The organism is Nocardia salmonicida NBRC 13393, assembly GCF_001613085.1.
Taxonomy (GTDB): domain Bacteria; phylum Actinomycetota; class Actinomycetes; order Mycobacteriales; family Mycobacteriaceae; genus Nocardia; species Nocardia salmonicida.
Genome location: NZ_BDBR01000046.1, coordinates 49,378 through 75,640, shown reverse-complemented (window position 1 = coordinate 75,640; position 26,263 = coordinate 49,378). Strand labels below are relative to the sequence as shown.

28 protein-coding genes are annotated in these 26,263 nt (G+C 67.3%); 18 read left to right on the top strand and 10 right to left on the bottom strand.

Annotated elements, in window-relative coordinates:
- Positions 1 to 37 precede the first annotated feature (37 nt).
- Complete coding sequence (locus tag NS1_RS32425; RefSeq protein WP_062990657.1) at positions 38 to 1,372, bottom strand: lipase family protein; 1,335 nt, start codon at positions 1,370 to 1,372, stop codon at positions 38 to 40.
- A 348-nt stretch (positions 1,373 to 1,720) separates the two neighbouring features.
- On the opposite strand from NS1_RS32425, the gene NS1_RS32420 reads away from it, so the two are divergent.
- The 7 genes from NS1_RS32420 to NS1_RS32390 all read left to right on the top strand — a co-directional run bounded on the left by NS1_RS32420 (position 1,721) and on the right by NS1_RS32390 (position 8,777).
- A complete protein-coding gene (locus NS1_RS32420) occupies positions 1,721 to 3,025 on the top strand; it encodes a cytochrome P450 (protein WP_062990655.1) in 1,305 nt (434 codons plus the stop codon).
- Positions 3,026 to 3,367: 342 nt separating this feature from the next.
- Complete coding sequence (locus tag NS1_RS41980; RefSeq protein WP_255284774.1) at positions 3,368 to 3,679, top strand: GyrI-like domain-containing protein; 312 nt, start codon at positions 3,368 to 3,370, stop codon at positions 3,677 to 3,679.
- Positions 3,680 to 3,807: 128 nt separating this feature from the next.
- A complete protein-coding gene (locus NS1_RS32410; RefSeq protein WP_062990692.1) occupies positions 3,808 to 4,764 on the top strand; it encodes an alpha/beta fold hydrolase in 957 nt (318 codons plus the stop codon).
- A gap of 74 nt (positions 4,765 to 4,838) precedes the next feature.
- A complete protein-coding gene (locus NS1_RS32405) occupies positions 4,839 to 5,360 on the top strand; it encodes a P-loop NTPase family protein (protein ID WP_062990653.1) in 522 nt (173 codons plus the stop codon).
- Between the two features lie 75 nt (positions 5,361 to 5,435).
- Positions 5,436 to 5,792, top strand: a complete 357-nt coding sequence (locus tag NS1_RS32400; protein ID WP_056813521.1) for a BlaI/MecI/CopY family transcriptional regulator — start codon at positions 5,436 to 5,438, stop codon at positions 5,790 to 5,792.
- On the top strand, positions 5,789 to 6,739 hold the full coding sequence (locus NS1_RS32395; RefSeq protein WP_062990651.1) for a M56 family metallopeptidase: 951 nt from the start codon (positions 5,789 to 5,791) through the stop codon (positions 6,737 to 6,739). The genes NS1_RS32400 and NS1_RS32395 overlap by 4 nt, the downstream gene beginning before the upstream one ends.
- 124 nt (positions 6,740 to 6,863) lie before the next feature.
- Positions 6,864 to 8,777, top strand: a complete 1,914-nt coding sequence (locus NS1_RS32390; protein ID WP_062990649.1) for an amidohydrolase family protein — start codon at positions 6,864 to 6,866, stop codon at positions 8,775 to 8,777.
- Here NS1_RS32390 and NS1_RS32385 read toward each other — a convergent pair.
- Positions 8,767 to 9,381, bottom strand: a complete 615-nt coding sequence (locus NS1_RS32385) for a class I SAM-dependent methyltransferase (RefSeq protein ID WP_255284773.1) — start codon at positions 9,379 to 9,381, stop codon at positions 8,767 to 8,769. The two genes, NS1_RS32390 and NS1_RS32385, sit on opposite strands and share 11 nt — an antisense overlap.
- A gap of 121 nt (positions 9,382 to 9,502) precedes the next feature.
- On the opposite strand from NS1_RS32385, the gene NS1_RS32380 reads away from it, so the two are divergent.
- Positions 9,503 to 10,456: a DoxX family protein gene (locus NS1_RS32380; RefSeq protein WP_063816336.1), complete on the top strand. Its 954-nt coding sequence runs from the start codon at positions 9,503 to 9,505 to the stop codon at positions 10,454 to 10,456.
- Positions 10,457 to 10,775: 319 nt separating this feature from the next.
- The gene (locus NS1_RS32375) at positions 10,776 to 11,060 is read left to right on the top strand and encodes a hypothetical protein (RefSeq protein WP_056813505.1); all 285 of its coding nucleotides are present in this window, start codon (positions 10,776 to 10,778) and stop codon (positions 11,058 to 11,060) included.
- Here the strand turns inward: NS1_RS32375 and NS1_RS32370 are convergent.
- Together NS1_RS32370 and NS1_RS32365 are read right to left on the bottom strand one after the other, a co-directional pair.
- On the bottom strand, positions 11,057 to 11,380 hold the full coding sequence (locus tag NS1_RS32370) for a hypothetical protein (RefSeq protein ID WP_056813502.1): 324 nt from the start codon (positions 11,378 to 11,380) through the stop codon (positions 11,057 to 11,059). The two genes, NS1_RS32375 and NS1_RS32370, sit on opposite strands and share 4 nt — an antisense overlap.
- 19 nt (positions 11,381 to 11,399) lie before the next feature.
- Positions 11,400 to 11,885 (bottom strand): MarR family winged helix-turn-helix transcriptional regulator, encoded by a 486-nt coding sequence (locus tag NS1_RS32365; protein WP_056813499.1) that lies wholly within the window; start codon positions 11,883 to 11,885, stop codon positions 11,400 to 11,402.
- 74 nt (positions 11,886 to 11,959) lie between these two features.
- Here NS1_RS32365 and NS1_RS32360 point away from each other — a divergent pair, with 74 nt between their 5' ends.
- Positions 11,960 to 13,390 carry an MFS transporter gene (locus NS1_RS32360; protein WP_056813496.1) on the top strand — a complete coding sequence of 477 codons (1,431 nt, stop codon included), beginning with the start codon at positions 11,960 to 11,962 and terminating at the stop codon, positions 13,388 to 13,390.
- A 1-nt stretch (position 13,391) separates the two neighbouring features.
- Here NS1_RS32360 and NS1_RS32355 read toward each other — a convergent pair whose 3' ends face one another.
- A complete protein-coding gene (locus NS1_RS32355; RefSeq protein ID WP_062990644.1) occupies positions 13,392 to 14,117 on the bottom strand; it encodes a helix-turn-helix domain-containing protein in 726 nt (241 codons plus the stop codon).
- Between the two features lie 391 nt (positions 14,118 to 14,508).
- On the opposite strand from NS1_RS32355, the gene NS1_RS32350 reads away from it, so the two are divergent.
- From NS1_RS32350 to NS1_RS32340, 3 genes are all read left to right on the top strand, one after another.
- Positions 14,509 to 15,093: a CHAP domain-containing protein gene (locus NS1_RS32350; RefSeq protein ID WP_062990642.1), complete on the top strand. Its 585-nt coding sequence runs from the start codon at positions 14,509 to 14,511 to the stop codon at positions 15,091 to 15,093.
- 188 nt (positions 15,094 to 15,281) lie between these two features.
- On the top strand, positions 15,282 to 16,430 hold the full coding sequence (locus NS1_RS32345) for a hypothetical protein (RefSeq protein ID WP_255284772.1): 1,149 nt from the start codon (positions 15,282 to 15,284) through the stop codon (positions 16,428 to 16,430).
- A gap of 164 nt (positions 16,431 to 16,594) precedes the next feature.
- The gene (locus tag NS1_RS32340) at positions 16,595 to 17,305 is read left to right on the top strand and encodes a DUF1906 domain-containing protein (RefSeq protein WP_062990640.1); all 711 of its coding nucleotides are present in this window, start codon (positions 16,595 to 16,597) and stop codon (positions 17,303 to 17,305) included.
- A 1-nt stretch (position 17,306) separates the two neighbouring features.
- Here NS1_RS32340 and NS1_RS41975 read toward each other — a convergent pair whose 3' ends face one another.
- Positions 17,307 to 17,654: a hypothetical protein gene (locus NS1_RS41975; RefSeq protein WP_056813479.1), complete on the bottom strand. Its 348-nt coding sequence runs from the start codon at positions 17,652 to 17,654 to the stop codon at positions 17,307 to 17,309.
- Positions 17,655 to 17,753: 99 nt separating this feature from the next.
- Positions 17,754 to 18,533, bottom strand: a complete 780-nt coding sequence (locus NS1_RS32330) for an Rv1157c family protein (protein WP_056813477.1) — start codon at positions 18,531 to 18,533, stop codon at positions 17,754 to 17,756.
- A gap of 193 nt (positions 18,534 to 18,726) precedes the next feature.
- Between NS1_RS32330 and NS1_RS32325 the strand changes: the two genes are divergently transcribed.
- Entirely contained in the window at positions 18,727 to 20,052 is a 1,326-nt protein-coding gene (locus NS1_RS32325) for a mannosyltransferase (RefSeq protein WP_371852112.1), read from the top strand.
- Between the two features lie 6 nt (positions 20,053 to 20,058).
- Here the strand turns inward: NS1_RS32325 and NS1_RS32320 are convergent, their stop codons facing one another.
- Together NS1_RS32320 and NS1_RS41030 are read right to left on the bottom strand one after the other, a co-directional pair.
- Complete coding sequence (locus NS1_RS32320; protein ID WP_056813475.1) at positions 20,059 to 20,346, bottom strand: 4a-hydroxytetrahydrobiopterin dehydratase; 288 nt, start codon at positions 20,344 to 20,346, stop codon at positions 20,059 to 20,061.
- A gap of 21 nt (positions 20,347 to 20,367) precedes the next feature.
- Positions 20,368 to 20,544, bottom strand: a complete 177-nt coding sequence (locus tag NS1_RS41030; protein ID WP_165610273.1) for a hypothetical protein — start codon at positions 20,542 to 20,544, stop codon at positions 20,368 to 20,370.
- Positions 20,545 to 20,669: 125 nt separating this feature from the next.
- On the opposite strand from NS1_RS41030, the gene typA reads away from it, so the two are divergent.
- From typA to NS1_RS32295, 4 genes are all read left to right on the top strand, one after another.
- Complete coding sequence (gene typA / locus NS1_RS32310) at positions 20,670 to 22,571, top strand: translational GTPase TypA (protein ID WP_235569368.1); 1,902 nt, start codon at positions 20,670 to 20,672, stop codon at positions 22,569 to 22,571.
- A gap of 151 nt (positions 22,572 to 22,722) precedes the next feature.
- Positions 22,723 to 24,456, top strand: coding sequence for an ABC transporter family substrate-binding protein (locus NS1_RS32305; RefSeq protein ID WP_084504693.1), 1,734 nt, complete (start codon positions 22,723 to 22,725; stop codon positions 24,454 to 24,456).
- Positions 24,453 to 25,334: an N-acetyl-1-D-myo-inositol-2-amino-2-deoxy-alpha-D-glucopyranoside deacetylase gene (gene mshB, locus NS1_RS32300; RefSeq protein ID WP_062990684.1), complete on the top strand. Its 882-nt coding sequence runs from the start codon at positions 24,453 to 24,455 to the stop codon at positions 25,332 to 25,334. The genes NS1_RS32305 and mshB overlap by 4 nt, the downstream gene beginning before the upstream one ends.
- A gap of 111 nt (positions 25,335 to 25,445) precedes the next feature.
- Positions 25,446 to 25,865 (top strand): hypothetical protein, encoded by a 420-nt coding sequence (locus NS1_RS32295; RefSeq protein ID WP_062990638.1) that lies wholly within the window; start codon positions 25,446 to 25,448, stop codon positions 25,863 to 25,865.
- Here NS1_RS32295 and NS1_RS32290 read toward each other — a convergent pair.
- Positions 25,855 to 26,208: a DUF1622 domain-containing protein gene (locus NS1_RS32290; protein WP_056813463.1), complete on the bottom strand. Its 354-nt coding sequence runs from the start codon at positions 26,206 to 26,208 to the stop codon at positions 25,855 to 25,857. The two genes, NS1_RS32295 and NS1_RS32290, sit on opposite strands and share 11 nt — an antisense overlap.
- Between the last annotated feature and the right edge of the window lie 55 nt (positions 26,209 to 26,263).

Sequence of the window (26,263 nt, the reverse complement as noted above, 5' to 3'; positions counted from 1 at the left end):
CCTCCTGAGACGCCGGTGCCCGCGTCGACCGATTCACTCAAGCGCCCGGGAAGCCTTCGGGCAACGGTGCGGGGAACCCGAGATTGAATGTAGGGCCCGGAGCCGAGCCGCGCAGTACGGCGCTGGTCCAAGCTACCGACGGAATCCAGCCGGTGACAGCGTTCACCCCGTGCTCAGGAAGGGGAACGGTGATGAACCGCAGGTCCGCACCGCTGTCCCAGTATTTATTCACGGTCGGCAGCACTGTCGACGGTGGCACGACCTCATCCCAGATACCGTGCCACCACAGGATCGGGGTGTCGGGTATGTGTTTGCCGAGGCTGTTGTCCTCCAACACTCGCTGGATGGCGGGCTCGGTTTCCAGTGATTTGCCCGGCTTGAAATACGCACTCAGTGGGCGGTATATCCCCGACGGCGCGAGGGTGATGACACAGCGAGACTGAAAATCGCGGAGTAGTTGCTGGCCTTCCTCGGTCAGCAACTCCTCGGGCCGGAATACATCCGGGTACTCCCGTGCGAAGGCCACGAGCCCGAGCCACATGGTGAAGTTGCCGATCCCCGCGAGTCCGGTCTGCGGCTGCACCGCGTATCGGGCGATTCCCGTGAGGCTGCCGGGGGTGGCGCCCACGGCCGTTCCGAGCAGCCGCACATCAGGCGCGTAGGTGGCGCGCAGTTCGGCTGCGCGAATCGATCCCGAGCCGCCACCGGAGTACCCGTACAGCGCGATGCCGGCATCAGACAGACCCAGTCCCGCATCGTTCTTCACCGCGCGCAGGCTGTCCAGCACCATCTTGCCCTCGGCGTAGGTGTTGAACGTATTGAACTTGCCGTCGAAGTCGGGGACGTTGAGGGCGAAGCCTTGCATCAGCCAGTAGATCGCTAGCGCGGACTCCTTCATCGTGCCGACCTGCAACGTGTACGACGGATTGCAGGAGGAGTTGGTGGAGTCGATGGCCTCCTGGAACGACAGCACCGGCCGTGTACTGCCCTGCCACGGAATGCCCGGGACGATGACGGTCGTGGCTGTCACGATGGGATTGTCGTGGACATCGTTGGACCGAAACAGCAGTTGCTTGGTGTAAACCGGGAACGGGATGCCGACCAAGCGGGTCTGGACCTCCCGCGTGCGAACGATCTGACCGGGCGCGTAGGAGGCAAGGTCGTCCGGATCGTTGTACCAGGGGTCTTCCGAGGGCATCGGAATCGGGAGCAGATCGTAGATCTGCGGTTCGGACGGCAGTTGCGGGAGTTGGTTCTGGTCTGGAGGGAATGCGATATCGGTGGGATCGCCCACCGCGGCACCGGCGCTGACCAGCACAGTTGCCGCGGATAGCGTCGCGACAGTCCAGTGTCGCAACCATGTCTTACCCATTGAACCTCCAGCGTCATTGCCATGAAGTGTCGAAAGCCTCCCGGCACCTCGAACAAGAACATCGCATGACACAGTGCGGAGTCTTCGGCACGATCCCAGCAGTGAACGCCAACATTAGTGCGTGTGCACAACCGATCCGAGGGCACTTCACCAGGCTCGATCGGGTTTGCCGGCCCGATGCTTCGGGTCGACCGCGCCAGTCTGCCGCCAACTCCACTCAGTGGATGGAAATCGGTAGGTCTCGAGATCCTGTTCCAGCGGGTTCCGCGTGGCCTGTGATTGTCGTTACAATCGTGTGATATTCGTAGCACCCAGGGGATTCGCCGGTTCGACGATCGGAGGGGCTCGATGAAACCGCATTACATGTATCGGTGGGTCAACAACCACGGGTTGGTCCTGCTGTTCAAGAAGATCCTGCTTCGTCGTGGCAATCCGTTCGCTCGGTTGATCGGCGGTGCGGAGGGGATCGAGAATCCGTACGCGCTGATCGAGGAGATGCGCGGGGAGGGTGGGTTGATCCGCGCCCTTCCGGTGTGGATCACCTTCGATCACGACATGGTCCGGGAAATCTTGCGCGACAGCCGTTTCGGTGTCGGTATACCCACTGTGTTCGGGATACCGGGGCCGGTCTTGCGCGCGCTGGAGCGTCAGCCTCTTCCGCCGAATCTGATGGATCCGCCGTCGATGCTGATGATCGACGAGCCCGAGCACACCCGGATGCGTAAACCGGTCTCCACGGCGTTCACCCCGCGGGCCATCGCCCGGCTGCGCGACAGGATCGAGACGGTCACCGGGGAACTGCTCTCGGAGCTGCCCGACGACGGGCCCACCGACCTGGTGACGCGGTACGCGGCACAGGTGCCCATCGCCATCATCTCCGAGATGCTCGGCTTTCCGGACGCCGACCGCGAGATGTTCCTGCACTGGGGCGACGAGATCAGTCCGTTGCTCGACCTCGGGATCTCCTGGCAGACGCACCAGCGGGCGATGGAATCCTCGGAGCGACTGCACCGGTATCTCGTCGACCACCTCGAGCGGCTCCGCGCCGAACCCGGCGACGACATCCTCAGCAGCCTGGTCACCTCGGGTGATCTGTCCACCTACGAACTGTGCGCGTCGGCGACCCTGCTGATGGCCGCGGGCTTCGAGACAACGGTCAACCTGATCGGCAAGGGTGTCGTCTGGCTGCTCCAGCACCCCGAACAGCTGGCCCGGTTGCAGGCCGAGCCGGACCTCTGGCCCAACGCGGTGGAGGAGATCCTCCGAATCGATCCGCCGGTGCAGTCCACCGCTCGCACCACCAGGACGGCGCTGGAGATCGGTGGTCTCGAGTTGCGCGAGGGGTCGACCGTGGTGCTGTCACTGGCCGGCGCGAACCGCGACCCCGCCGTGTTCACCGAGCCGGCCCGGTTCGACATCACCAGGGACAACGCCAAGAATCATCTGTCCTTCAGCAGCGGTAGCCATGTGTGCCTCGGCGCCGGTCTGGCCCGGATGGAAGCGGCGCATGCCCTGCGCGCGCTGTTCGAGACCTTCCCGCATCTGCGATTGACCCACCCGCCCACCCGGCGGCCGCTGTTCACCCTGCACGGCTATCAGCACCTTCCCTCGCACACCGGTCCGCGCGTCCGCAGCCACTCGTCCATCAGCTGACCCGCTCACCACACCCGCTGTCGCGCGGGACTCGCCTCGCCGAGGTCCGTCAATAGTTCGAATCCGTGCCTTCCGCCGAAAAGGTGTGTCGGAAGGCGATTTTCGTATGCGAGCGCACCAGTGTGCGGCACCCGATCGGATCGGGCAGAAAGCATCGGGCGCGCAGGTCTTCGGCTGACGATCGCCGTCCGGTACGGGTACGGGTACGGGTCGACCGAGGCATTCGGGCGAGCGTTCCGTGCTGTTCACGGCGTACGGCCCGCTGATGTGCGACGCGACGGCGGCCCCCTTCGAAGTCAATCGCAACTCAGGTTCCGCCTGACCGTCGAAGGGAGCACCGCCATGGATGCCCGGATCATCGAACAGCCCTCGTTCCGACTCATCGGCCACGCCGCTCGCGTGCCGTTGATCCACGAGGGTGTGAACCCACATATCCGAGCGCATATCGCGTCGCTGCCCGCGGCCGAGCACGCGCGCCTCGCGCAGCTCAGCAACACCGCGCCCGGCGGCCTGCTGCAGGTGAGTGCGGAGGTCGACCCGGATTACGCGCAGGACAGTGAGCTGACCTACCTGCACGGCGTCGCTGTCGCCGCTGGAACCGCCGTCGAAGAGGACCTCGACGCGATCGACGTTCCCGCCGGAATACGGAGCTGACGCGCCGCGACACCAAGGTGGTGTTCTGTGCACCCTCGGGGGAGCCGGCTCAGTACTCGGGGCCCTGATGAGGGGCCCCGATTCGGCGCAGAGTGGATGTTGTCACCACACGCGAACCGGAGGCTCCGATGTCGAACATCAGCACACTTGCCCGCTCAGCCGAGCGTCGTGTTTCGGTGTCGACCGGTGACGGCGTGGAGCTCGCGGTTCGTGAGTACGGTGCGCGGGATGCGCACATGACGGTTGTCCTCATCCACGGACATTGCCTGCGGACCGAGTCGTGGACGGATGTGCGGGACGCGCTGCTGCGCGAGCACACCGGCGCCAAGGTCGTGTGCTACGACCATCGCGGGCACGGTGACTCCGCTGCGGCGTCGAGGAAGACCTACAACATCGAACAGCTCGGTCATGATCTGCACGACGTGCTCGACGCCGTCGCCCCGGCCGGGCCGGTCGTGCTGGTCGGGCATTCGATGGGTGGCATGACCGTGCTGACCTACGTCGACCAGTACCGGCACGAGGTCGGGACCCGCATCGTCGGCGTCGGGCTCGTCGCCACCGCCGCGAGCGGGCTGGCCGACGCCGGCTTCGGCCGACTGCTGCACAACCCGATCGTCCCTGTTTTCCAGGCCGCGGTTCGGCGCGCACCGCGTCTGATGCAGCACGCGAAGGTACTGGCCTGCAAGGTTTTCGCCCCGGTCGTGCGCACCGCCGAGTTCGGCGATCGCAAGGTCAGTCAGCGCGTGCTGGCGCTGGCCGAGGCGATGCACAACGCGACGTCGATCGTGACCATGGCGACCTTCCTGAGCGCCTTCAAGACCTTCGACCGCACCGCCGCCCTGGCCACGCTCTCGACCGTCCCCACCATGATCCTGTGCGGCTCCGCCGACCTGATGACGCCCCCGTCTCACTCGGTCGCCATGGCCGCCGCCGTCGACTACGCAGACTTCGTGCAGATCGACGCCGCGGGCCACTCGGTGATCCTCGAACAGCCCGCGCAGGTCGCCGAGGCCATCGCCCGGCTGGTCGGCCGAGCAGCCAACGTCGACCGCCCCGAGCGCGCTCAGCTGGCCCTCGCCGCCTGAGGCCCGCCTGCTCGATCGGCCGGCAGAATCTGGCGGCCCGCGGCAGTTCCACGCTCCTGCTAGGGTCCGGAGCTGTGATCGTCTGGCTCAACGGCACCCACGGCGCGGGTAAGACGACGACCGGTGCGCTCGTGCAGAAGCTGATCCCGGATTCGCGGGTGTTCGACGCCGAGAAGGTCGGTGAGACGCTCATGGACGTCACGCCGGGGCTGCCCGCGACGAACAACTTTCAGCACTGGCCACCGTGGCGACCGCTGGTGGTCGAGACCGCCCGCCACATTCTCGACTACACGGGCGGCACACTGGTGATGCCGATGACCGTGCTGGTCGAGCAGTATTGGCGGGAGATCAGCACCGGGCTGGCGCGGCATGCGATACCCGTCCGGCACTTCGTCCTGCACGCCGACCAGGACACCCTCCGTGGGCGGATCGAGGGTGACACCGTTCTCGGCCCCTCGTCTTTCCGACTTCAGTACCTCGAGCCCTACGCGGAGGCCGCGCGTACCTGGCTGCACAGCGAGGCAGAGGTTGTCGATACCTCCGACATCACGCCCGCCGAGGCCGCTCGGCGGATCGCTGACGCCGTCGACAACTGACGCGGTTTCGACCCGAAAACTATGCGGAACAGTAAATTGGGCAGCCGGACGTGAATGCTCGGGCGAGGGGGCGTGATGAAGGGCCTGGGTGCGCTCGAGAGCCAGGTGATGGCGGTGCTGTGGGACAGTTCCGACGCGCTGTCGGTGCATGATCTGGTCGAGCGGCTGGACAGCGACGATCGGACTCCCGCCTACACCACGGTGTTGACGGTGGTGACGCATCTGTGGGAGAAGCGCTGGGTTCAGCGGGAGAAGATCGGCCGGTCCTATCGTTACCGGCCCACCCGAACCAGAGCCGAGGCGACCACGGATCTGCTGCGCGAAATCCTCGACGCCAGTCCCGATTCCTCCGCGGTGCTGTTGCACCTGGTGAGCACCGCCAGCGAGCGCGAGGTCGAGGCGCTGCGCCGCGGCCTCGCCGACGGACCATGATCCTCATCACGGCGCTCCTGGCCGCGGGTATCGCGTTGGCGGTGCTCGTTCCCGCAGCGCTCGCGCGCATCGATTTCACCGCTGCCCCGGCCGTCGGGATGACGGCGTGGTTGGGTGCGGTCGCCGCCACCATCGGGTGCGGCGTGCTGGCATTGGTGGCGTTGGCCTGGCCGGGTGATCCGCCGGGCAATCTGTCCGCGGGCAGGTGGGTGGCGAGCTTGGCCGCGGTCGAGCCCACGGTCGTCACCATGACGGCGGGGCTGATCATGCCGGTCGCGGTGATCGGCATGATCGTGCCGACCGGGCAGCTGGCGCGAACCGTCGTCGGGCACCGGGGGCGCACGGCGGCGCTGCGTCGCAGGCACCGGGAGTTGGTGGAGATCGTGGGCCGCGTCGATGCCGTCGGCGGGAAGCTGGTGCGGCTCGAGCACTCGGTTCCGCTGGCCTACAGCGTCGCGGGGCGCGGCGGCTTCGTCGTGGTCACCGACGGTCTGGAGCGCTGTCTCACCGACACGCAGTGGCGTGCCGTGCTCGCGCACGAACACGCGCATCTACGCGGGTTCCACCACCACATCGTCGGCGCCTGTCAGGTTCTCGCCCAAGCTTTTTCGTGGATTCCGCTGTTCGCCGCCGCCCCGGCCGCGATGACCACCCTTGTCGAGTTCGCCGCCGATCGCGCGGCCGCGACCTCGACCGACCCCCGCGCTCTCTCGGCCGCGCTGCACACGGTTGCCGCGCACGGCGCGACCACGCCGACGTCACCGCTGCGTTTGGTCGACGAATCACTGGCGATGCGGCTGAAGTGCTTGGGGGCCGCGCCGGAGTCCCGTTCGGCGGCACGTCGCACGGCGACGGCGATGCTGTTCGTGACGATGTTGCTCGCGCCCGTCGCGTCGGTCGTCGTGGTCGGGCTGAGCGCGGCGATGGTGTGCTTGCTCATGGTCTGAGAACCGACACGAAAAACTATGTTCCATAGTATTTTGACCGAAAGGGCGCGCACCCATCGTTCGCGTCAAATGTGAAACAGTTCTAGGTCAGAAATGGGAACCCTTGTATCCGAACATCTTTCGCTTGTCAGCAGCGGCCATCCTGGCGGTCGCGGGGCTCGCCGTGCCCGGCTGCTCGGGGTGGGCGACCGCGGCCCCGGACCAGACCCGCTATTCGCTGGTCGACGGCTGCTACCGGATCACCACTCCCGCCGGACCGCTGGTTCCGGCGTCGGGGCCCTATCGGATGCGCGCGACAGCACTCGGCGAATACCTCCTCTACGGGCGCAATCGTGAGGTGCTGGAAGCATCGGCGGGGTCGATCGTCCCCGCGAAGAATCCGTCACCCGCCGCGGTGTGGAAGGTAGATGGTTCCGGCGCAGGCGGTTTCACTCTCACCAATGCCGCGTCGACGACCAGCACGCCCGCCGACTTCGTCGCCGATACCGGTTGCGCGGACTTTCCCGAGGCCCGAACCGGTGCGGTGGGAACGCCGGGCCCCAGCGTCGGCGCGGACGGCGCGATCGTGGGCGCCATAGACGCGCACGCGCATGTGACCGCCTATGAGTTCATGGGCGGAAACTTCCACTGCGGCCGCCCATGGCATCCCTATGGGGTGACCTCCGCCCTGCCCGATTGCGCGCAATATCGCACCGGCACCAACGGTCTGGTCGCCGACTTCCTCGACTATGGTGAACCGTTCCACGGCGCCGATACCCGTGGCTGGCCCACCTTCCGGGACTGGCCCAAGCCCTCCGTGCTCACCGCGGAAGGCACCTACTGGACCAGCATCGAGCGCTCGTGGAAGGCGGGGCTGCGAGTGATGACGGTCGACCTGGTCGACAACGAGTCACTGTGCACCATGCTGACCGACCGCCGAAACCCTTGCGACGATATGGCTTCCGTACGTCTGCAGGCGAACAGCCTGCGCGGACTGCAGGACTACATCGATGCTCAGGCAGGTGGGCCCGGACAAGGCTTCTTTCGGATCGTCACCGAACCGGGCGAAGCGCGCCGGGTCGCCGCGTCGGGCAAACTCGCCGTCGTGCTCGGGATGGAGCTGTCCGACCCGATGGGATGCGGAGTCTTTCTCGGACAACCCGAGTGCGGCCGCGCCGATGTCGACCGCTGGCTGACCGAGCTCAGGAGCATCGGAGTCAGCAGCTTCTTCCCCGTCCACAAATTCGACAACGCCTTCGGCGGCACCAAGATGGACCACGACGTCACCGGCCTGCTGGTGAACGCGGGCAATTTCATGCAAACCGGCACGTTCTGGAACGTGCAGCCGTGCTCCGGCGCCGAACAGGACAGCACTCAGATCTCGGCGCCCATCGCCGGTCATATCAATCAATTCCTTGCGAATCTCACCGGGCCGCTGCTCGGCGGCGCACCGTTGCCGCTGTACCCGGCGGGGTCGCATTGCAATGCCCGCGGTCTGACCGAGTTGGGCGCGTACCTGATCAACCGGATGATCGATCACGGCTTCCTCATCGAAGTCGATCATCTGAGCGAAGCCACCGCGGACGAAGTCATGTCCATCATCGAAAAGCGTGACTACGCGGGCGTGCTGTCCTCGCACGGCTGGGACTCGACCCGCACCACCGAACGCGTCTATGCCGCAGGCGGTTTCGTGACTCCCTACGCTGGTGGCCCAGCCGGTTTCGTGAATGCCTGGCGCGAAGCCAAGGCCGCGCCTCGGCCGAACAGCGATTTCGGCTTCGGCTTCGGCTCGGACATGAACGGCATCGCCGGCCAGGGCGCGGCGCTGGGAGCCGATGTCGTGCGGTATCCGTTCGTCTCGCACGACGGTCAGGTGACCTTCGACCGGGAGCAGTGGGGCGAGCGAACGTTCGACATCAATACCGACGGCACCGCGACCTACGGGACCTACGCCGACTGGCTCGAAGCAGTCCGTATCCTCGGCGGCCCCGAGATCATGACCGACGTCTTCCACGGCGCCGAGGTGTACCTGCGGCTGTGGGATCAGGTCAGACGGTAGTTGTGCGGACCTTGCTGACCGCCAGGGCCGCGTGCGGCCGGACGTTTCCGGATGCGGGGTGGTGGAGGCGGTCGAGTTCGGCGAATCCGGCTGCGCGCAGGGTCGCGGACAGGTGGTCGGTCGGCCAGCGGTAGGCCGTGGTCACCTTGTGCGGGAAGGGTTCGACCAGGTCGGTGGATTCGAAGAAGCCGACCACCAGTCGGCCGCCCGGCGTGAGCACCCGGTGGAATTCCGCGAGCACGGCGGGAAGTTCGGTGGGGTCCATGTGGATGAGGGAGAACCACGCGAGGATGCCGGGGACGGACTCGGTGGGGGCGTCGAGCGCTCGCAGCGAGCCGAGTTCGAACGTGATGTTCGGATAGGCCGATCTGGCGTGGGCGATGAATTCTGGGACGAGGTCCACACCGGTGGTGGGGATGCCCGCGTCGGTGAGGAATTTGGTGAAGTGACCGGGTCCACAGCCCAGGTCGAGGACCGGGCCTGGGGAAAGGTGGGTGCCGGCGAAGGCGGTGTCTTCGGGGTCGAGGTCGGTGGGCGAGCCGAAGGATTCGATATAGAGGTTGTGGATGGCGGTGTAAGCGGCTTGGACGGTGTTGTCGGGCACCCGGTCGACGGTAGTCACTGGACAGGGCATGCCCTGTCTCGTCCATCGTTTGTGATGGCAAGACCCGGGTAGTCGAATGTAGGGAGCCGTTTTCCCAGTCGTAGACACGAAGGGATCGACGATGCCGATCAAGCCTGTTCGACGCATTGCTCGCGCGCTGCTGGGGACCACATTCGTGGCCGCCGGAGTGAACGGGTTGATGAATCAGAAGCCCCGCGCCGCCGCCGCGAACGCGCTGGCCGACAAGGGCAGGACCGGTCTGCCCGACGCACTGGCCGCGCGGGTGCCCGACGATCCGAGTCAATTCGTGCGAATCAACTCCGCGGCGCAGGTGGTCGGTGGCTTGTTGCTGGCCAGTGGACGGGCACCGCGACCCGCGGCCCTCGTGCTCGCCGCGACCGTGGTGCCGGGGACCGTCACCGAGCAGGACTTCTGGGCCGAGAGCGACCCGGACCGCAAGGCCGCGAAGCGGGTGGGGTTCTTGAAGGACCTCGGGTTGCTCGGCGGGCTGATGATCGCCGCTGCCGACACCGAGGGTAAGCCGTCGCTCGGCTGGCGGGCGCGTCGGGCATTCTCGCGGGAGGAGCCCCGCATCGCGGCCGAAGGCGCCGCCATCGCCGCCGCGGCCAAGGTTCGTGGCGCGCATCTCGCCGAGGTGGCCCACGAGCAGGGCGCGCATCTGGCGGAGGTCGCGAACGAGCGCGGCGCCGCGCTGGCCGAGATCGCCCGCGAACGGGGGCCGCAGCTGGCCGACGCGGTGCGCAACCACAGTGCCCACCTGGTGGAGGTCGCCAAGGACCGTGGTCCCGAGGTGGCCGAGGCTGTGCGAACCCGCGGTGCGCACCTGGTCGATGTGGCGAAAGACCGGGGTCCCGAGGTGGCCGAGGCCGCGCGAACCCGCGGCGCTCAGATTGCCGAGGTCGCCAAGGAAAAGGGGCCGGAGCTGGCCGAAGCCGCGCGCGAACGAGGCACGATTCTGGTCGAGACGGCCCGCGAACGCGGCTCGGAATTGGCCGCCGCGGCACGGGAGCGTGAGGAGATCGCAGCTCCCGCACGCCGGTGGTCGAGGCGATAGATGAACCCGCGCCGGGGATCTGCCACTGAGAAGGTGGCGAACCCCGGCGTCGTTGTGTTCCGCCGCGGCACGGCGGCTACCTGACCGGGGTCGAGCAGACGTCAGCTGCCAACCGTCCGGTCTGTACGTGAATGCCCCGATAATCGTGGTCTGGCGCTGTCACCTGCTGTGGCGCACCATAAAGCCGGGGTCGGGCTCACCGACGAACTCACCGTGCGAACCGAACATCGGGGCAATCCCGGCGATTCAGGTTTGGCGGTGAGTTCTGGTGTGAATACTGGGCATTCGCAATGCTTTTCGACAGAGTGGGATTCATCTGATGTTGTCCGGTCGTGAAACGTCCAAGCTGTACGCCGTTCGAGCCGCGGCGGTAGGGGCGGCGGTGACCATCGGCCTGCTCGGTTCGGCGGGAACCGCTGCCGCACTTCCGGGTTCGGGCTCGGCGTCGGGCTCGGCCAGCGGATCCGCGAACTCGGCGACAGGGTCGGCGGCCGCGTCGGCGTCGATCGATCCGGCGGTCGCGTCCTATCTCACCTGGCAGTCGGCGCAGTTCATCCACAACACCCTGCGCGTCCTGCTGTCGATCCCGATGCGCAACATCTAGTTCCAGGCCTTTTCCCAGCGCTCGGCCGCCCAGTCGCGCACCTCGCCGCTGAGCAGAATCGCGGGTAGCAGTAGCGCGAAGCCGATCAGCAGGATCGCCAGCCGCGCCCACACGCTCAGTTCGCCGAGGGCGCGCAGCAGCGCGGGCAGGATGCAGATCACGGCGAGCGCGACGAGGGCGATCGCCGCGAGGTTGTGTCCTGGCCCGGCGATCAGCGCGGCGCAGGTGCCGAAGCACAGGCCGAGGACCAGGCCGCCGACGCCGACGAAGTAGTTGTCCCAGGAAAGCCAGCTCGGGCGGGTAGACCGGTGAGTGACCACGCCGCGCAGCTTAGCGCGATCAGCTATCGCTGCGCGGCGGTCTGGGCCAAGGGTTTTCCTCCAGCTGTTCGACCGACCGGTTGAATTTGCGCATCAGTCTGCTGAGGTCGGCGACATCGTCGACGTCCCAGTCGGCGACGACTTTGCCGATGTCGCTGCTGCGGTGTCGCCGATCGGCTTCGAGCGCGGCCTTGCCGTCGGCCGTGGTCTTGATCTTGCGGGCGACGCCGCCGTCGGGATCGGGGACCCGTTGCACCAGTTCCTGTTTCAGCATCGCGCCGACCTGGCGGTTGATGGTGGAGATATCGAGCTGGAACGACTCCGACAGCTCGCGCAGGCTCAGCGGTTCACCGAGATCGAGCCTGGTCAGGATGAGGAACGCCGATCGGTCGAGGAGGAAACCGGGGCGCCTGCGGGTGGTCGTGGGAAAGTGCCGAGAGATCAGGTTCAACTCGAACACCAGGCGGGTGAACGGGGTGTCGTCGGCGGCGCCGGAATCGGACATGTGCCAACTATGTCGCGTGAGTGACCCCGGACACAAATTGTGTACCATGCACACCCTGTGTAGCGTGCATATTTGTGTCTGTAACTGCCGCCGACGTCACGCCGGCCCTCCCCGAAGCTCGCCGCCCGGCCCCGGCCGTGCTGATCGCGGTGCTCAGTACGGTCGGCATCGTCGTTTCTCTCATGCAGACGCTGGTCATCCCGATCATTCCGACGCTGCCGACCTTGCTCAACACCTCGGCCTCCAACGCCTCCTGGGTGGTCACCGCCACCCTGCTGGCGGGTGCGGTCTCGACGCCGATCGCCGGACGGCTCGGCGATATGTTCGGCAAGCGGCGAATCCTCGTCATCAATCTCGGCTTCATGATCGTCGGCTCGGTGGTCTGCGCGGTGTCGAGCTCGCTGCTGCCCGAGGTGCTCGGCCGGTCGCTGCAGGGCGTCGCGGTGGGTGCGATCCCGCTGGGGATCAGCATCATGCGCGACGAGCTCGCGCCCGAGAAGGTCGGCGGCGCGATGGCGGTGATGAGCGCGACCCTCGGCGTCGGCGGCGCCGTCGGCCTGCCGTTCTCGGCGCTGATCGCGCAGAACACGGACTGGCACATGCTGTTCTGGACCGCGGCCGGGCTCGGCGTGGTGTGCGCGGTGCTGGTTTTCGTGTTCGTGCCGGAGTCGCCGGTGCGCACGCCCGCGCGCTTCGATTTCGGTGGTGCGATCGGGCTGTCGATCGCCCTGCTCGCGCTGCTGATCGGCATCACCAAGGGTGCCGACTGGGGCTGGGCGAGCGGTTCGATCCTCGCGCTGTTCGGTCTGTCGCTGGTGAGCTTCCTCGGTTGGGGCGCCTATGAACTGCGCCGGTCCGCACCGCTGGTCGACCTGCGCGTGTCGGCTCGTCCGCGCGTGCTGTTCACCAATATGGCCTCGATCGCGGTCGGCTTCTCGCTCTACGGCATGTCGCTGACGTTCCCGCAGCTGCTCATGGCCCCGAAGCAGACCGGCTACGGGTTCGGGCTGTCGATGGTGGTCGCCGGCCTGGCGATGGCGCCGACCGGTCTGGTGATGATGCTGCTCTCGCCGGTGTCGGCGCGGCTGTCGGCGAAGAAGGGCCCGAAGTTCACGCTGGCGCTCGGCTCGGCGGTGATCGCGCTCGGCTACCTGTGCGCGGTCGTCATGATGGACACCGTGTGGCAGATCGTGCTCTCGGCGCTCATCGTCGCGGGCGGTGTCGGCCTGGCATTCGCGGCCATGCCAGCGCTGATCATGGGCGCGGTGCCGCTGAGCGAAACCGCCGCGGCCAACGGCCTCAACTCGCTGATGCGGTCCGTCGGTACTTCGACCTCGGCGGCGGTGATGGGCGTCGTGCTCGCGCACATGACCATGCACCTCGGCCCGCACATGGTGCCGACCCGGTCTGCGTTCCACACCGCGTTCTTCATCGCGATGGCGGGTGCGGTCGCCGCCATCGCCTTGACCCTGTGCATTCCCAAGGCGAAGAAGAAGGCCGACTGAGTCAGTCAGCGGCCGGCGAGTACACCACCAGCGACCAGTCCCGACGCGGTACCAGGGAGGCGCCGAGGGAGTGCACCGCCATCGAGATCGGCGCGCCGCTGTGCGGATCGCGCAGTTGCACCATCGGTCCGTCGGGTCCGGGCGTGGCCGACGGTTCGGTGGTCCAGAATTTCTCCCATTCGGAAGCGCGCGCACAGGTTTCGACGATCTCGGCGATCCGCGTTCGCGACGCCAATCCCGGGCCCATCACGCGAAACGCGTAGACGCACAGGTGAACCTGCTGCTCCCAGTCGACCAGCGCGGTCCTGGCGCGCGGGTCGAGCAACATCCACTCGAGCATCGACTCGCCCGTGACCAGGCCGGGAAAGAGGCGTCGCCACGCGGCGTTGGTGGCCAGGATCTCGAAGACCGGATGTAGTTGCAGGCTGGCAGGATGGGTGATCCCGTCGATCAGGACCTGGTCGGCCGGTCGGACGAGCGAGGGCGTCGAGTCGTAGCGGTGGGCCACCGACAGCGAGATCAGATGGTCGCGAAACACCTCGGGCACGTCGAGCGCGTCGAACAGCGCGGTCAGCGCCTCCAGTGTCGGTGTGCGCGTGCCCTGTTCGATCTTCTGGATGAGCGCGGGCGAGATGCCCGCCGTCTCGCCGAGCGCCGCCCTGGTCAGGCCCGACGATTCGCGGCGTTCGCGGAGGTATCGCGAGATCGACGCGTTCGGGTCTTCCACAATGCACTCCCGGTTCGGTCATAGGTACAAATTGGGACAGTCGCCTAGCTTGACCGAGGGTAAAGGTTTCGCAAAAATCATGTCAGCCGAGCGGGGCAGCGCGTGGCTACCCGACCGTCGCGCACAGGCTGATCATCGGCCTCTGTGCTGGTCGGGCCAGTGTGTTCCGAAGCGGAAAGTGTTCGACACCACCCCTGCGCGGGCTCGAGGTCGCCGGAGGGGACGGCGCGCACCCGTTGGCGCGCCGAGAGCGATCGCCGGGCTGATACCCGGGTGGCGCAGGGGTCCACCCGGTTGTTGCCCGTCCGCTTCGGAAAACACCCGCGATCGGGAACCGAACGCCCTCGCGATTCGTCCAATAGGTCAGAAGGACGAATGAGAGTGGGGGGCGATGACGCAGATTCACGCCGAACGATCCGGTCGACGCACGCCCTGGATCGTCGGAATCTCCGGAATGTTGGCCGCGGCGACCGTGGTAGTCGTCGGACTTGTGTGGTGGCAGCACGATTGGGGAGATCAGTTCCCCGCGCTCGACAGCGAACGTCTCGACGAGCAGCAGGTCGTGCTCGTCGACGTGTTGCGCCGCGAGTACGAGCAGCCCGGCGACGGCCCGAAGTACGCCGAGGGCGTCAAGGAGGCGTGGTGCGCCGACTTCGTCAGCTGGACGATGCGCGAGGCGGGCAGGCCGCTGGCCAACCCGAACTCCGGTTCCTGGCGGATCCCCGGCGTGTACACGCTGCAGGAGTACTACCAGCAGGTCGGCCGATTCACCCGCGCCGACGTGGGCTATCGCCCGCGCACCGGTGACGTGGTCCTCTACGGGCCCGACAGCCCGCTCGGCCAGCACACCAACATCGTGTTGAAGGCCGAGGGCGACACGATCACCACCATCGGCGGCAACGAAATGGGCGGGGTTCGGGTCCGAACCATCACACCCGCCGAAACCGCCGATCTGGTCGGTTACGGGCGATTCTGAAATCGATTGGCGCTCAAGACAACTGCGATGATCCTGGACGGCGGTACCACGCCGATACCCGTACCATGGAACTCGCGGCGCCCGGCAGCGCCGTCGCCGGCTCCTCCGTCCTGCTTCCCCCTCATCGGCAGGACGGGGGAGTTGTGCCACCAACAGCGGGTTCGCTGACGTCACGTACCGTGTTCGATGTGCGTGTGAAGGTGGACGAGCAGCCACGTCGTGAGCCGATGAGGATCGAGTACGCCGATTTCGGCGAACGATTCGTCACCTACGCGGTGACCGAGGAGCGCATCACCGCCGCGGTATCGGGGATGACCGGGCGTGGCGTGAAGATCGGCCCGTTCTCCCTCGGCCCCGCCGGGCTGGCCGGTTTCGTCGCCGAGGGCACCCTGGGAACCCCTGTCGTCACCCGTACTCGCGGTGACGCGCTGAGCTTCGGCGTGAAGGTCCCGCTGACCCTGGCCGTGAAACTGGTCCTCGGTGGACGCAAACTGCGCCTGGCCGCCGTGGTCGAGATCGGGCTGACGCTGCACGCCCGCACCGCCGCCCCGCTGCTGGTCGTGATCGATGTCGCCCCCGTGACGGCCAAGGACGTCAGCTTCACGTTGCGCGCCGAGGCCATCGACGGTGCGTGGGAGATGCTGCTCGACCCGATCGCGGGCCTGGTGCAGCGCGAGGTCGCCAGCCGGGTCAATGCCATCGTCGGCGATCCGAAGGTGCGCTCGGAGCGGGTCTTCGATATCGAGGCGATCCTGGACGGTTACCGCTCACCGCATCGCAACGACACCGTCTTCGAATGGATCGACTACCGCGAATTCGGTCTGCGCTTCTTCACCACCATCGTCACCAGGGATCGCGTGCACGGCGTGGTCGCGCAGTTGGCGGGCAACGAGATCGAGGTGGGACCGCTGGCCGAGGGCCCACGCGGCGCGGCCACGGTGACCGTGCGCGGTGCGATCGAGCAGCCGCGCGTGATCGATCGTGGCCTCGGCGAGCCGGGCGAGCTGCGGATCTTCGATATGACGCTGCCGGTCGGGCTCGACATCACCGTCGACGTCCTCAAAGCCAATCACTACCGCGCCGACCTCGAGATTCCGCTGGTCCTCACGGCAAGGGCCGCCGAGCCGTTGCAGATCGTGATCGAGGTGCCGCCGCCCGCGCTCGAGGACATCTCGATGGAGTTCACCGCGAAGGGCCTGCGCGCGGCGACCCTGGCCCGGCTGGCCGGGATCAAGAAGCAGGTCGTCGCGCAGGTCGTCGCGGTGGTGAGCACCGAACTGGCCGATCCGACCGGCCGCACCATCGATGTGGGCGCGGCGATCGACGGCGCGACCTGAGTCGTGTGACTCGTGGGGCGAATGTTGCCGTTGGTTCTGGTGGTTCCCCTGGGGTTGTGGTGCAATGAATCGCACGTTCCAGACTCCCGGCGCGCGATTTTCGGGGAAGGCGCGCCGGGTTCGCTTGCCGGTTGAAGGTCGGGTTTGCGCGAAGGAGTCCTGCGATGCGTTCTGTTCCGGTGAATCGGCGGAAGTTCTTCGGCTTGGCCGCCGCCGCGGCCACGATCGGCGCAGGCCTCGCCGCCGCCCCTGCCCGCGCCCAATCCTTCGGCACCATGGTCGACTACGCCGCGGGGGTTCCCTCCGCCGCGTCGATCGCCGCCGAAGGCCATATCGGCGTCATCCGCTATGTCTCCGAGCGAAGGCCGGGCGCGGAGTGGATGGAAGGTAAGCCGCTGCTCGCCGCCGAGGTCGAGGACCTGTGGGCCAACGGCCTGTCGATCGTGTCGAACTATCAGTTCGGTAAGGGCCCGACGGCCGACTGGCGCGGCGGCCTCGAAGCGGGCAAGGAACACGCCGAGCGCGGCTGGGCCATCCACGTCGCCGCGGGCGGACCCGACACCGCGCCGATCTACGCCTCCATCGACGACAACCCGTCGCAAGAAGAGTTCGACGAGATGATCGCGCCCTATATCGAGGGTTGGCAGTCGGTGCTCGGACCCGACCTCGTCGGCATCTACGCCAACGCGCCGACCATCGACCGCGCACTCGACGCGGGCCTCGGTTCCTGGTTCTGGCAACACAACTGGGGCACCGAGCGAGGTTTCGTGCACGATTCCGCGCACCTGCACCAATTCGAGATCGACAAGCGCTCGATCGACGGCGTCGGCGTCGATCTGAACCGGGTGCTGGCCGAGGACTACGGCCAGTGGTGAATCAGGTCTGGCAGTGGCACGTCGATCCGTGACGCAAGTCGGGCTCGTCGTCGGGCATCACGCACAGCGGTGTCGTGGTGTCGGGTGCGGAATGGTTCCCGAGCCAGGACAGCAGCGACCAGCGTGACAGCCCCGACAGCGCCGAACCCAAGCTGACGAACGAGCCCGACGAGATCGCCGACCCGAACGACCCGATCGAGCCGATGGACAGCACCGAGCCGACGCTGCCGATGGACAACACCGAATAGGCCGATCCGATCGACAGGATCGACCCCTCGGATCGGTAGGAGAGAATCGAGCGGCTGCTGCGAGTCGACCGAATGTTGCGAGATCCATGCGTGGTCGCCATCGTCTCGGTCTACCACATCGCGATGCCCGCGGGAACAGCCGAAAACAACTGAGCCCGATTCGCTCGCGAGGAACGAACCGGGCTCAGTGGATGTACTACCTAGACGGTGAAGAAGCCGAGGGTCGGCATGAACGTGCAGGTGCGCGGTGCGGCGCCCTCGGCGGCGGTGGTGAGCGAACCCGAGATCACCGCGACGACGCGGCCGTGGCCGGTGTTCGCGATGGCCGACAGGGTGGCCGGACCGCCGGGGTTGATCTTGGCCTCGTCGGTCAGCGTCTGAATCGCGGACTGACGGGTGTCGAGGTTGAGCCACTGCACCGTCATCGGCGGGTTCTGCTCACCGGTCGGCGCCTTGGTGCCGAGCGCGGTGAACACGAAACCGGCCTGCCCGGCGGCGGGGCCGGGCGGGGGCAGCTGCGCCGGACCGGCGACCGCGAGCGCGGTGCCGACCGAATCGGCGCCGTCGCCGATGCAGCCCTTGCCGATCGTCGGGTACAGGAACTGCGCGATGGCCGGGCCGTCCTGCGGGAGTTCGGGACCGCCGCCGCCGCTGCCGTCGAGGAAGGTGATGATCCGCTCGAGGGTGGCCTTGATGGCGGGCGGCAGGTTCAGCGTTGCCAGCAGTGCGCGCGCCTGATCGAGCAGGGCGGTCTGTGGGCTGGCGACGTCGGCCGGGCCCGCTACCAGGCCGGCCACGGCGGGGGCGAAGGCGGCTAGCGCGTCGACCGGAACGCCTTCTGGCACCATCGGGACGCTGATCGGCGCCGCCTGTGGGGCGGGCGCGGGCGCGGCGATGGTCGATGCGGGCGCGGCCAGCATGGCACCGGCAGCGATGGCGAGAGCGGTCGTTGCGATCCGCGATCCTCGGCTACGAAGCACTTGTCTAGCCGTCCTTACCTCGGTTTGCGATGGGCGAGGGTTGTCGACCCCAACATGTCGGGGGTCACTCTAAGGACAACGCTGCCGTGTTGTACAGCCGCCGGGCCCTGAGCGGATCACCGGCCGAAACCATGCTCATCGACGCTAGCCCTGACTGGCGTTACACCTGGGGATGTTGATGCAAATGTTACCGATGGTGTCGTCGCAGCCGGTGCGCGCGGGGGTCGATCGACGCCCGGTTAAAGTAGCGGAGCACCGTGAAACGGCGCCCGGCGCCACCCATCCGACCGAAAGCCTGGCTTTGAACAGACACCTCCGATGGGCTCTCGCGCTGCTCGGACTGTCCGTGCTCGCCCGGTTGGCCTGGATGCTCTTCGCCCCGAACGGGCTCAATGTCGTCGATCTGCACGTCTACGTGGACGGGTCGGCGTCACTGCTCACCGATCGGCTCTACGACTTCACCTACTCGGAGGTGACGCCGGACTTCCCGCTGCCGTTCACCTATCCGCCGTTCGCCGCGCTGGTGTTCTTCCCGCTGCACTATCTGCCGTTCACCCTCGTGGCGGTCGGCTGGATGCTGGCCACGGTCGCCGCGCTCTACGGGGTGATCCGGATCAGCTTCGAGCTGCTCCTCGGCGCGGAGAAGGCGAAGCAGACGCCGTGGATCACCGCGGCCGTCGGCTGGACGGCGCTCGGCGTGTGGCTCGAGCCGGTGCGAACCACGATCGACTACGGCCAGGTGAATGTGTTCCTGGTGCTCGGCGCGATGCTGGCCGTGCGCAGTGCGCGCTGGTGGATCTCGGGCACCCTCGTCGGCGTGATCGCGGGCATCAAGCTGACCCCGGCCATCACCGGCCTGTATTTCGTGGCGCGGCGGCGCTGGGCGACAGTGCTGTGGTCGGCGGCGGCCTTCGGGCTGACCGTCGCTGTGAGCTTTCTCATCAATGCACACGAGGCGAAACGCTATTTCGGCACCCTGCTCGGCGACGCCGACCGGATCGGCCCGGTGGGCTCGGTGTGGAACCAGTCGCTGCGCGGTGCGCTGAGCCGCATCCTCGGCTACGACGTGCAGTCCGGGCCGTGGTGGCTTGCCGCCGTCGTGGTCACGACGGTGCTGGCGTTCTGCGCGTGGCGCACCCTCGGCCCCGACGACCGGCTCGGCACCCTGGTGCTGGTGCAGCTGTTCGGGCTGATGATCTCGCCGATCTCCTGGTCACACCACTGGGTGTGGCTGATCCCGACGGTGCTGTGGCTGCTCTACGGGCCGCTGCGGGCCGAGCGCGTCGCGCGGATCATCGCGGGGTTCTGGGTGCTGACGATGCTGGTCGGCGTGCCGTGGGTGCTCTCGTTCGCGCAGCCGACGATCTGGACCATCCCGCGCCCGTGGCCGTTGGCCTGGCTCGGCGCGGTGGATGCGATCGGCGTGTTCGTGCTGCTCGGCTGGCTGATCTGGCGTGGCCGCGACAGCCTGCGCGCGCAACTCCCCGGCCGTCGCACGGCCGAGGTGCCCGCGAGCTGACGCTTGTCAGTCGACGAGGTCGTCGATGGTGTGCGCCATCGCCGTATCGAGCGCGGTGAGCCCACCGGCCGAATGCGTACTCAGCGTGAAACGCAGTGTGCGCCAACGGATATCGATATCCGGATGATGATCGGCCGCTTCGGCCGCGGTGGCGACCTTGCGGACCGTCTCGATGCCGGCGAGGAAACTCGGTGCCTGCACCGTGCGGGTGATCGCGTCACCCTCGCGTGACCACTCCGGAAGAGTGGCCAGCGCGATGGTGAGTTCGGGGGCGGAGAGCAACGGGGTACTCATACCTCGGTTGTACCCCTCCGCCTACTTGGCGCGCGCCAACTTCAAGGCCTTTTTGAGATCTTTACCGCTTGTTCCGGCGGCCTCGGCCTTCTTCATTCGCATGATGACGACGGGGCATTTGAAGCAGCGCGTCTTCTTCCTGCAGCACTTTTTCTTCGGCTTCAGGCTCGAGACCTTCTTCGCCTTCACCTTGCCCATGGGAGTTAGCGTAGCCTAAGTACAAAGCCTGACACGAGACTGTCACCGGGGTACCGGTAGGCTGTAACAGGCCGCGATGCCAGATGAATGCGCGCCAAATACCCCAACAGCAGGAGGATCCAGGCGTGTCGTCTTCACGCGATTTTCGCAACGTCGCCATCGTGGCCCACGTCGACCACGGCAAGACGACGCTGGTTGACGCCATGCTTCGTCAGTCGGGCGCGTTCGCTGAGCGAGCCGAACTGGTCGACCGCGTCATGGACTCCGGTGATCTCGAGCGCGAGAAGGGCATCACCATTCTCGCGAAGAACACCGCCGTCCATCGCCATAACCCCGACGGTTCTCTCACCGTCATCAACGTGATCGACACCCCCGGCCACGCCGACTTCGGTGGCGAGGTCGAACGCGGCCTTTCCATGGTCGACGGTGTCGTGCTGCTCGTCGACGCGTCCGAGGGCCCGCTGCCCCAGACCCGTTTCGTACTGCGCAAGGCCCTCGCGGCCAAGCTGCCGGTCATCCTGGTCGTGAACAAGACCGACCGTCCCGACGCCCGCATCGCCGAGGTCGTCTCCGAGTCGCACGACTTGCTGCTCGACCTGGCCTCCGACCTCGACGACGAGGCCGCCGAAGCCGCCGAGCTGGCGCTCGACCTGCCGGTCCTCTACGCCTCGGGCCGTGAGGGCAAGGCCTCGAAGGTGGAGCCGGAAAACGGTTCCGCTCCCGACGCCGAGAACCTCGACGCCCTGTTCGAGGTGCTGATGGACTACATCCCGGCACCGAAGAGCAACAAGGACGCGCCGCTGCAGGCCCACGTCACCAACCTCGACGCGTCGGCGTTCCTCGGTCGTCTGGCCCTGGTCCGCATCTACGCGGGCGAGCTGCGCAAGGGTCAGAACGTCACCTGGATCAACGCCGACGGCGCCAAGACGGTCAAGATCACCGAACTGCTGCAGACGATCGGTGTGGAGCGTCAGCCCGGCGAGGTCGCCGAGGCGGGCGACATCGTCGCCATCGCCGGTATCCCCGACATCATGATCGGCGACACCCTCGCCGATCCGGAGAACCCGATCGCGCTGCCGCGCATCACCGTCGACGAGCCCGCCATCTCGGTGGTCATCGGCACCAACACCTCGCCGCTGGTCGGCCGGGTGCAGGGCCACAAGCTCACCGCCCGCATGCTCAAGTCGCGCCTTGATGCCGAGCTCATCGGCAACGTGTCGCTGCGCGTGCTCGACATCGGCCGTCCCGACGCCTGGGAGGTGCAGGGTCGTGGTGAGCTGGCGCTGGCCATCCTGGTCGAGCAGATGCGTCGTGAGGGCTTCGAACTGACCGTCGGCAAGCCGCAGGTGGTCACCAGGCAGGTCGACGGCAAGACCCACGAGCCGTTCGAAGAGCTGACCATCGACTGCCCCGACGAGTACCTCGGCGCGATCACTCAGCTGCTGGCCGCTCGCAAGGGCAAGATGGTGCAGATGAGCAACCACGCCGCCGGCTGGGTGCGCATGGAGTTCATCGTCCCCTCGCGTGGCCTGATCGGCTTCCGCACCGTGTTCCTCACCGAAACCCGCGGCACCGGCATCGCCAACGCCGTCGCCCACGGTTACGCGCCGTGGGCCGGTGAGATCCGCGCCCGCCACACCGGTTCGCTGGTCTCCGACCGCGCGGGCACCGTCACCCCGTTCGCGATGATCCAGCTGGCCGACCGTGGTCAGTTCTTCGTCGAGCCGGGCGCCGACACCTACGAGGGCATGGTCGTGGGTATCAACCCGCGCGCCGAGGATCTCGATATCAACGTGACCCGCGAGAAGAAGCTGACCAACATGCGCAGCGCCAACGCGGACACCTTCGAGACCATGGCCAAGCCGTTGCAGCTCGATCTCGAGCTGGCGATGGAGTTCTGCACCGAAGACGAGTGCGTGGAGGTCACCCCCGAGGTGGTTCGCGTGCGCAAGCTCGTCCTCGGCGCCAACGAGCGGGCCCGCGACCTGTCGCGTCGCAAGGCTCGCGACAAGGCCGCCGCGAACTAGGCAGCAGTAGTTTCGAACGGCGTCGGCCGGGTACCGGAAACGGACCCGGCCGACGCCTTTTCGTAGGCCTGTACTGGCCGAACGGCAGCCGATCGAGGGGTTGGGTAGAGTGCGCAAGGTGAGTTCGGGGCGGCACGCAGGGTGGCGTGCGATGGTGCTGGCGATGATCGCCTCGACGGCGGTCGTGGCCGGTTGCACGGCGAATCCGCCACCGCCGATCGAGTCGTCCGACTCTCCCAAGACCACCCAGGTCAAGCCGGGGAAGAACACCGTGGTCGTCGCGATCGACGACATCGGGATCGGGTTCAATCCGCATCTGCGCTCGGATCAGTCGCCGGTGACCAGCGCGGTGAGTTCGATGGTGCTGCCGAGCCCGTTCCGTGCCGCGCCGAGTCCCGTGCATCCGGGTCTGGTCGAGTGGGTGCCCGATACCTCGCTGATCGTGTCGGCCGATGTGACAGCGCAGGAGCCGTTCACCATCACCTACACCCTGCGCAACCAGGCCAATTGGTCCGACGGCGCGCCGATCGCGGCCGAGGACTTCCGATTCCTCTGGCAGCAGATGATCAGCCAGCCCGGCGTGGTCGATCCGGCCGGTTACCGGCTCATCTCGGATGTGGCGTCCTCGGGTGGCGGCAAAACGGTCACGGTGACCATGGCGCAGCCGTATCCCGCCTGGCGTGAACTGTTCTCGAACCTGCTGCCCTCGCACCTGGTGAAGGACTCCCCGGGTGGGTTCACCAGCGGCCTGGTCGACAAGATTCCGGTCTCGGGCGGCAATTTCACCATCAAATCGGTCGATCGCGGGCGCGACGAGATCCTGCTCGAACGCAACGACCGTTTCTGGGGCACCCCGGCTTCGCCGGATCAGATCCAGTTCCGTCGTGGCGGCACGCCCTCGCAGCTGGCCGAATCGCTGCGCACCGGAGACGCGCAGATGGCGCTCGTGCACGGCGGCGTGGCGACCCAGGCGCAACTGGCCGCGATCCCGTCGGTGCGCACCACGATCATGCCGCAGGCCCGTGAAATGCAACTCGCGCTCAACGGCCGCTCCGGCGACCTCGCCGATGTCCGGGTCCGCAAGGCGGTGCTCGCGCTGCTCGACCCCGCCCTGTTGGCGACCGTCGGCGCGCAGACCGGCGGCTGGGTGGAACCCGCACGCGCACAAGTACTTTCGCCATCGAGCCCAGGCTACGTGCCCACCGCGCCGCCGCGGATGACCGCCGAGGAAGCGTTCGCGCTGCTGGCCGAGGCCGGTTACGGCCGCGCGCCGGAGACGCCGCAGACCGGTTCGCCCACCTCGCCCGCGCCGCGCCCGCGCTCGGTGGCGCGCAACGGCAAGGGGCTGTCGGTGCGGATCGGCGCGGTCACCGAGGACGCGTCGGCGCTGGCCGTCGCCAATACCGCCGCCGACCAATTGCGCAGTGCCGGAATCGATGCCACCGTGCGCGGCCTGCCCGCCGACGAGCTGTACGGCAAGGACCTCACCGAATCCTCGATCGACGCCATCGTCGGCTGGGAGCTGGCAGGCGGCGACCCGGCCACCGCACTGGCCTCGCGTTACGGCTGCCCGCCGGTCGTACCGGCAGGCGCCGAAGGTCCCGCGCTGGCCGCGGCGGAGGCTTACCGCCAGGCGCCGAGCAATATCGGCGGGGTGTGCGACCCGACCCTGCAGCCCTCGATCGACGAAGCCCTGCGCGGGTTCGATGTGCCGCGGATCCTGGCCGAATCCGAGCCTCGGCTCTGGGAACTGTCGACCGTGTTGCCGATCGTGCAGGACAACGTCGTCGCGGCGGCCGGTCCGCGCGTCGACGGTGTGTCGCTGTCGGGCGCGATCCAGGTCGGCATCTTCGGTGATACGGCACAGTGGCGGAGGATCCCATGACCGATACCGGCGGACTGCTGCTGGTTCACGCACATCCTGATGACGAAACCCTCACTACGGGTGGCACGATCGCGCACTACCGCAGGCGTGGCGTCCCGGTGACCGTGGTGACGTGCACGCTCGGCGAGGAGGGTGAGGTCATCGGCGACCGGTGGTCTCGCTTGATCGCCACCGAAGCCGACCAGCTCGGCGGCTACCGCATCGGCGAACTCACCGCCGCGCTGTCGGCCCTCGGCGTGACCGAGCCGCGATTCCTCGGCGGACCCGGTCGCTGGCGCGATTCCGGCATGGCCGGTACGCCGTCGGCGGCGAACCCGCGAGCCTTCGTGCATTCCGGTGACGCCGCTGTCGACGAACTCGTCGCGGTGATCCTCGAACTGCGGCCCCGGGTGGTGGTCACCTACGATCCGCGCGGCGGTTACGGCCATCCCGACCACATCCGCGCGCACGAGATCACCACCGCGGCCGTCGAGGCGGCCGCCGAGCAGGGCTGGGATGTCCCCAAGTTCTACTGGACCGTCACCGACGCCGACCTGCTGCGCCAGCACACCGCCGCGCTGGCCCGCCGCACCGTCGACGAACTGCCGGGCGCGCTGCCCGCGGGCTGGCGTCTGCCGGTCGAGGCCGAGCTGGCCGCCATGTCGACGAGCGGGGTGAGCACCGTGGTCGACGTCTCCGATGTGGTCTCGGCCAAGCGCGCCGCCATGCGCGCACACGCCACCCAGGTCACCGTCGCGCCGAGTGGCCGGGAATTCGCTCTGTCGAACAACATCGCGCTGCCGGTACTGCCCGAAGAGCACTTCGCACTGGTCCGCGGCACTCGCGGCCAGGTGGGTGCCGATGGATTCGAACACGACCTGTTCGCTGGTCTCGATTGAGTAGCTAGCCACGGCGTTCTATCGCTCATCTCGGTTGGCTGCTGATCGGTCGGCGATTCTCCAGGGCGCGCGCGACACGGCAGGCCGGTGCGGCCGAATAGACTCAGGCCCATGGTGACCGATCGCGATCAGCCCACCGCCGTGCTGCGGTCCTCGCGCCTTACCGGCGTGGCGGATCCGTTGATCGCGGGACTCATCGTCGTGCTGCTGTTCCTCGACGCGCTGATCACCCTGGCCGTCGAAGTGCTGTTCCTGCCCACTTATATCGGCTCGTTCGCCTTTCCGGTGGTGGCTTTGCTCGCCGCACCGATCAACATCGCCCTGGTCTACGGCATGGAATCGGTGACCGACCGGGTCGGCTTCACCTTCGCCCCGATCGTGGTGTGGGTCTTCGGGTTCCTGGTCTGCGCCTCGCGCGGGCCCGGCGGCGACATCATGCTCGGCAGCGACTGGCGCACCCTGCTGTTGTTCGCCTGCGGTGTGCTCGCCCCCGCGGGCTACCTGTACTACCGCTCGAACGTCATTCGGTAGATTTCGGCCGCTGCCACGGCCATTGCCCGGTCAGTTCGAGTTCGAGCGAGTAGCTGAGGAACGTCCGCACCAGCACGATCAACGCGAGCACGCCGACGCTGGTGAAAGTCGGTGAGATGGCGACCGTGCGGATGATGTCGGCCGCTACCAGGAATTCCAGTCCGAGCAGGATCGCCCGGCCGAGCCCGCGCCGATAGGTGTTGTAGGCGCGCTCGAACTCCTTGTGCTCTGCCAACTGCCGCAGGAACCGGACCGTGCCGATGAACCCGCCGATGACGATGGCCGCGACCCCGGCCCCGTCGAGCACCTGGCCCGCGGTCTCGATAACCTCGGTGAACTGCACGAATCACCCCTAGCGTCAGCGGCACGGCGATCGAACCGAACGCTACGCCGTGTCG